Below are 6,116 nucleotides of genomic sequence, written 5' to 3'. Positions count from 1 at the left end.
CTTTACTGCTAAGTAATTCATTCTAATAGACGTTATCCGGAACACAATATTTTAATTATGGACTAGAAAATGATCGTAAGGACCGCGACAAAGGAAGACTCTAGCAAAATACTAGAGTTGATTGAGAAAAAAGCTGAGTTTGACCGAGGCATGAAAGGTTTTTGCGGTGAAATTTCTACAAGTTTAGAGAAAATTGAACGCACGTTATTTGGTGAACATCCATTTGCGCATGCTTTAATCTTAGAATTGAACAGTGAAGTTCTCGGCTTTGCATTATTTTACTATCGATGTTCCTCCTTTCGTGGTGAGCCATCAATCTGGCTTGATGACCTTTTAGTTGTAGGAAATCAAAGATCAAAAGGGTACGGTCGCGAACTTATGGAAGTTTTAAAGTCACGAGCTGAAACGTCATTGGTTTCGCACATCTCCTGGACAGCGAGTCCATATAACAAGAAGGCTCATGAGTTCTACAAGAGGTTAGGTGCCGAGATTGAGCGAATGGATGGTCAAAGACCGTATTTTCGTTGGGCAACGTGCGGCTAAAGAAGTTTAAGAGTGATGGTCTATTTGGCACAGGGTAAATTAAACTAAGGGAACTTGATGAGTGATAAAGTAAAATCAGCTTTAAAGTGGATCAAAGGCCTTTTGGAAGAAGAGTGTGTGGAGTACCAAATTGTCGGGGGCTTAGCTGCAACTATTCACGGTGGTAGTCGTGAAATCGCTGACATAGACCTTTATATCCACAACTCTGACGCAAAAAAGATATTAATTCGTGTATCTCAATTCATATCTAAACCGTTAACTCATTACGCAGAATACGGCTGGGATCTAGAGTATTTCCAGTTGATTTACCAAAATCAAAAAATTGAAATAGGCTTATCTAAAAATACGAAGATACAGTCGGCTTTAGACGGTTCTTGGCATAAACTTGAAATCAACTTTTTAGAGTCAGTGGTAAAAGGCTATCAAGGTATCGAAGTACCAGTAATCCCAATTCACAACTTATTGGAGTATAAGCGAATATTGGGCAGGGAAGTCGACCTAATTGACATACAAGAACTAACAAGAGTTCGGTACCATAAATATTCCTAACGCGTGGCACTTTCTGTTCATGGGAGATTCGTGTCTACAGACAGTGGCGTAAGTTAGTAGCGTTATCCACTACTTAAACTGGTGCTGTAAGCTTTGGATAAACAAGGGGGAATTATGACAATAGTAGAAAAAATTGTATCTCGTGAAATAGACGCAACCATAGTATATGAGTCAAAGAATGTGATTGCATTTGCTGACCACGACCCAATTAATTTTGGGCACATTTTGATATGCCCAATCCAAGTTTACCAGTCGTTCATCGACTTACCTAAAGAAGTCCACGATGAGATTCAAAGTGTTGCTCGTGACCTGTATGGTCGTATAGAAAACTTGTTTAAACCTGATGGGATATCTTTTATTCAAAACAACGGTAAATTTAATGAATTAAGTCATTACCATTTGCACATATTCCCACGCTTTGAAGATGATAAATTTGGGTGGACGAGCAGTAWAATAGGTATACAAACTCAACAAACTTTATGTGAATCGTTAGCCCGTTTATAACTATCACATGGCAAATTGCCTCAATATAGCATACGCTAACTTTTTAGCGTTATCTGGTGTTAGCCTGTTGTTTAGCTGTCAGGAGTAAAGCAAAAAGTTGTTCAAGAATGACTGTACCCCATGGCATTCTCAGTTCGAAATCGGAATTTCCTTTTTAGTTTAATGGTTGAAGTGTATGAGGTTTTACAGTTCTGAAGAATATCAGTCATCTTGCGCGGAGCTGTATCGAAAGTATCAACATGAAATACAAACTATGCTTCCTGATGCAGTTATTGAACATATTGGCTCTTCTTCAATCCCTATGACGGTCTCAAAAGGTGACCTAGATATACTTGTTGGAGTTAACGGCACCAATGAGTTAGGAGAAGCTGTCAAGGTTCTGGCTACTTTAGGGTTCAACGAAAAGCACGGGTTGTCTAAGGTTAGAAATGAAGTTAATTATACTCACTCAATGGGAGCTTGGTTTCCGTATTCAAGCTCCCAAAGTGAACATGAGAAGATGTTTCGGCTGACACAATTATGGAAACAGCCTCCATCTGATGAGTTTATCAAGACTCATTTAACTCAATGCGATCAGCTTCTTCGTTAGCACGTGTGTTTCGATCGTCTCTCTATGCCATGCTCTTTTATCTGACCTCCACAATATAAATGGAAATGTATTCTTGAAGTACGGAGCTATAAGGCTAGCGAATCAGCTCAATTAGCAGATGTATCCTAAAGGACTACTAGTACGCTGATATTTCTTACAGATTCATTTTCAAATAATAAGCCCGCTATTTAGCGGGCTTTTTTGTATTTATTTAAACTTGTGCTTACTTGGGATCCACGGCGCTGACTTCATTCGACGACCACCACGAAACGGCAGCAGATTTTCTTTAGCAGGGCGCATATGTGGTTCATCTATGTGACCGTGTAACTCAACAAATTGTTGATGTTCATCTCGCCAATATGCAAACGACTGTAATTCCTTTGGACTAAATTCGCGCCCCTCGGGCGTGATGAAGATTCCGCGTTCCTCATTAATCTTAAATCCGCGCCAACGAATATCATTGTGTAAATAGCCAAGCGATTTAATGAGCAGTAATTTTTCAGCCATTGGATTAACCGGAACAGTGCCATCTAGCCAACGGCGAATCGTCGCAACATTCACATGAAAATAYTCAGAGCCTTGTTGAATGGAATCAAACTGAATCCAATAGAGCTGCTTGAAAGAATGGTGAAACATGATGAGCCTCGCAAAGTGGTTAACTGACGTAAATTATTTTTATTGGTGTATTTCGGTGAAATGAGTGCGACATTTTGCAACTTTGCTTTTCGGAGTTGAAAATCGCTAACTGCATAAAACCTAGTGAACAACACAATAACTAACTCAAGTCGGTTGAGCTGATACTAGACACAGCAATGCGTCTGAAATATCAAAGACTTATGAAACGCTTTATCACAGTTTAAGCAGATTTTTCAAGATGTTAAATCCATTAATACCACTGCGTATTATGTATGGTTATGTTGAATTGTTATGTTGAAAATGTGAATTTAAAATCTCTTCTTTATAGAGGTTTTAACAATGAAGTATCGCGAAATGAGTAGAAACTATATTTTTCGCGCGATGGAATGCCAGATGACCAAGGAAGAGGTCGCAAAATTGTGTTTCAAATCTGTGAGGACAGTCACGGAGTGGGATAAAGGAAAACCAATACCACCTGAATGTAAAAGATTAATGAGGCTATCAAAAGGAAGAGAGCTGAGTGCATCTGATGAGTGGCAACAATTTAAAATGCACTATGACAAACTAGAGCTACCAAGTGGACAAATCGTGTCACCGCAACAAATTTTAGCAGGAATTGCTTTGCTTAGTATCCAATCTGAACTAGAGATAAAAACATCAAGGCACTTAATAAAGATCGCACGTGCAATTGCTCGAATTCTATAAGCTAGCCAGTTCGGTCGAATCTCTACATTTTACCAGAAAAATTCTGCATTTCACTTCCCAGTGCTTTTTGAGTAAACCCATAAAGCACTGTTATTGTTAACGTTAAATCAATACAATTGCATAGTCATCAGTATATTATATAGAAAGTTTCTGTACTTAAATGCAGAATTATTCAGTCTAATAGCTGTTATAAGCCTTAATTGGATATCGGTAAATATGGAAACAGATAGACTTAAACTACAACCTCCTTCAATGGAATATCAACCTCTGATGCTTGAAGCGATAAGGGAAAGCCAAGATGAACTCGGTGTCTACCTTCCTTGGGTTCCATTTGCGTTAACAGAAGCTGAATCAATTGAAAACACGCAGCAAGCCATCAATAACTTTGAAAATTTTGAAGGTGAGTTACGTTATTCAATCATAGAAAAAAGTACAGGGCGCTTTCTTGGTGCAATAGGGTTAATTATTCGCGATAAATCAGTACCTTTTTTTGAAATTGGTTATTGGATGCGTAGTTCAAGTGTTGGCAATGGTTTCATTTCTGAAGCAGTGAAAGCAATAGAGTCATACGCGTTTAATGAGCTAAACGCTAACCGAGTTGAAATCAAAGCTGCTGAACAGAATTTGAAAAGTCGAATGGTGGCAGAGCGAGGCGGGTATGCTTTTGAAGGCATTTTACGTAACGACCGAAGATTGCCGTCAGGTGAATTGAGTGGCACGGCTGTTTATTCGAAAACAGGCATATAACAAAGCATTTAAGAGTGATTCGCAACGCTTGGCAGTTTCGCTTCGCTCAAGTATAGCCAAGCGCTGCTCACACCTTAATGCGGCGTTATACGCTTCGATGTCAATGGAGTGAAAATCGATGGAAATATCAAAGAAAGTTATTGTAATCGTTACCCTTACTATTTTGCCTTTAGTATTTTTAGGTTCAAAATTACTCACGGACACGAAACAGCGGTTGGCTGATGAAGAACTTAATCTTGTCCGTCCAATATTAGAGGGAATTGCTGAAAATTTAAAAGAGCCATATAGATTTCCTCTGGATTCACGCTCTGAATTACAGGGCTTTGCCTCATTTAATACTGCTTCACGATTTCCTCATTTATATCATGCCGCTATAGACTATTTTGCTGAAGTAGGAGAGCCGGTGTACGCTATTGCTGATGGTGTTGTAAGTTATTCCGGTTATATGAACGGTTATCCAGGCGTTGTGATTATTGATCACCCAAAAGAAAACCTTTATTCACTGTATGGTCATCTTTCATTGAAACGCTGGTTAGTATCAAAAGGGGCAATTAAAAAAGGGGATTTACTTGGCTATATAGCTGACCCTTCAGAGGACTTTGGCATTGGGGTTAATGCGCATATACATTTTTCAATAAGAATGGGGTCACGTATTGAATACCCAGAAACTGGTCCCGACCGTTGGATGGGTGGGTACACAACCGAATCTCCAATATTTAAAGGGTACATAGACCCTGAACAATTCATATTACTGACCAAGTCTACATTATCACGAAACTAATCTAATACGCGTATAACAAAGCATTTAAGAGTGATTCGCAACGCTTGGCAGTTTCGCTTCGCTCAAGTATAGCCAAGCGCCGCTCACACCTTAATGCGGCGTTATGCATATCAGAGGAATCCAGGATGAAGTTAGTAACTCCAAGGGTAGAATATCAAAAGTCATATATTGCAATGGTACGTGAGTTCTCTGAAAGAGAAGAGGCGTTTGTTCCGTTTGTATTAGCTGAAAATTATGAAGACTTTTCTTCGTTGCTTGATAGGTTGTCTGCCTACTCAAGAGGTGAGCAGGTTCCAGGTTTTGTCGCACATAGTTCCTTCTGGCTTGTTGACGAAAATGAGCAAGTTGTCGGGTGCTCGAATCTAAGGCATGATCTGAACGATGGATTATTGGTTTTAGGTGGTCATATTGGTTATGGTATCAAACCATCAGAAAGGCAAAAAGGGTACGCAAAGCGTATTTTAGAACTTACCTTACCGAAGGCTAAGAGTATCGGTATTGATAAAGCGCTAGTAACGGTAAACAAGGCTAACCTTGGTTCAGTTAAGGCTATAAAGCACAACAAAGGTGTTCTTGAGGTGGAAAAGGAAGTATCAGGACAAAAAGGTCTAGTTCAGTATTACTGGCTTAACACCGGCGATTAGGCAAAAACATGCATAACAAAGCATTTAAGAGTGATTCGCAACGCTTGCCGTTTTACAGTATCAATCGCTTTAGATGGTTCAGTATCAACTAAGACGAGAATGAAGCAAGTTGAACAGGAATGTGAAGAAGTATATTTAAATCTTAGGTCGATTAAGCGTATAGAGTTGCCAGAACCTAAAGCTTACAATACTGTAAGTTTTATAGTCACAGTTTCAATTTGAACGAGAGATCAAAAGCTCAAGCACCAAAGACACTGAACAATATAATGGAATAAGTGTTATCAGCATTGTCCATGAAGATGCGATTCTCGGAAGGGGAAAGTATTTAATCGACAACATTGACAAACTATAACAAGTATTTCAATGTGTACTAAAGCAATAGATTTAGCTAAAACCTGAAGTAGCTTATCAATATACC

The 6,116-nt window shown here is 39.0% G+C and carries 9 protein-coding genes; 8 read left to right on the top strand and 1 reads right to left on the bottom strand.

What is annotated here, in order from left to right; genetic code table 11:
- Positions 1-69 precede the first annotated feature (69 nt).
- The 4 genes from L4C33_RS18680 to L4C33_RS18665 all read left to right on the top strand — a co-directional run bounded on the left by L4C33_RS18680 (position 70) and on the right by L4C33_RS18665 (position 2,185).
- Positions 70-543: a GNAT family N-acetyltransferase gene (locus tag L4C33_RS18680; RefSeq protein WP_428813918.1), complete on the top strand. Its 474-nt coding sequence runs from the start codon at positions 70-72 to the stop codon at positions 541-543.
- A gap of 57 nt (positions 544-600) precedes the next feature.
- Entirely contained in the window at positions 601-1,092 is a 492-nt protein-coding gene (locus L4C33_RS18675; RefSeq protein ID WP_428813917.1) for a MazG-related protein, read from the top strand.
- Positions 1,093-1,206: 114 nt separating this feature from the next.
- Positions 1,207-1,596, top strand: a complete 390-nt coding sequence (locus L4C33_RS18670) for an HIT family protein (RefSeq protein ID WP_428813916.1) — start codon at positions 1,207-1,209, stop codon at positions 1,594-1,596.
- A 175-nt stretch (positions 1,597-1,771) separates the two neighbouring features.
- Positions 1,772-2,185, top strand: coding sequence for a GrpB family protein (locus L4C33_RS18665; protein ID WP_428813915.1), 414 nt, complete (start codon positions 1,772-1,774; stop codon positions 2,183-2,185).
- 207 nt (positions 2,186-2,392) lie between these two features.
- Here L4C33_RS18665 and L4C33_RS18660 read toward each other — a convergent pair whose 3' ends face one another.
- Positions 2,393-2,821 carry a phage protein gene (locus tag L4C33_RS18660; protein WP_428813914.1) on the bottom strand — a complete coding sequence of 143 codons (429 nt, stop codon included), beginning with the start codon at positions 2,819-2,821 and terminating at the stop codon, positions 2,393-2,395.
- Positions 2,822-3,160: 339 nt separating this feature from the next.
- Here L4C33_RS18660 and L4C33_RS18655 point away from each other — a divergent pair, with 339 nt between their 5' ends.
- From L4C33_RS18655 to L4C33_RS18640, 4 genes are all read left to right on the top strand, one after another.
- A complete protein-coding gene (locus L4C33_RS18655) occupies positions 3,161-3,526 on the top strand; it encodes a regulator (RefSeq protein WP_428813913.1) in 366 nt (121 codons plus the stop codon).
- Between the two features lie 216 nt (positions 3,527-3,742).
- Positions 3,743-4,273, top strand: a complete 531-nt coding sequence (locus L4C33_RS18650; protein WP_428813912.1) for a GNAT family N-acetyltransferase — start codon at positions 3,743-3,745, stop codon at positions 4,271-4,273.
- Between the two features lie 118 nt (positions 4,274-4,391).
- A complete protein-coding gene (locus L4C33_RS18645) occupies positions 4,392-5,054 on the top strand; it encodes a M23 family metallopeptidase (protein ID WP_428813911.1) in 663 nt (220 codons plus the stop codon).
- 125 nt (positions 5,055-5,179) lie between these two features.
- Positions 5,180-5,698 (top strand): GNAT family N-acetyltransferase, encoded by a 519-nt coding sequence (locus tag L4C33_RS18640; protein WP_428813910.1) that lies wholly within the window; start codon positions 5,180-5,182, stop codon positions 5,696-5,698.
- The last annotated feature ends 418 nt before the right edge of the window (positions 5,699-6,116 follow it).

The sequence above is a fragment of the Vibrio makurazakiensis genome (genome assembly GCF_050337375.1).
GTDB lineage: Bacteria > Pseudomonadota > Gammaproteobacteria > Enterobacterales > Vibrionaceae > Vibrio > Vibrio makurazakiensis.
This window is presented reverse-complemented; position numbering and strand designations above follow the sequence as displayed.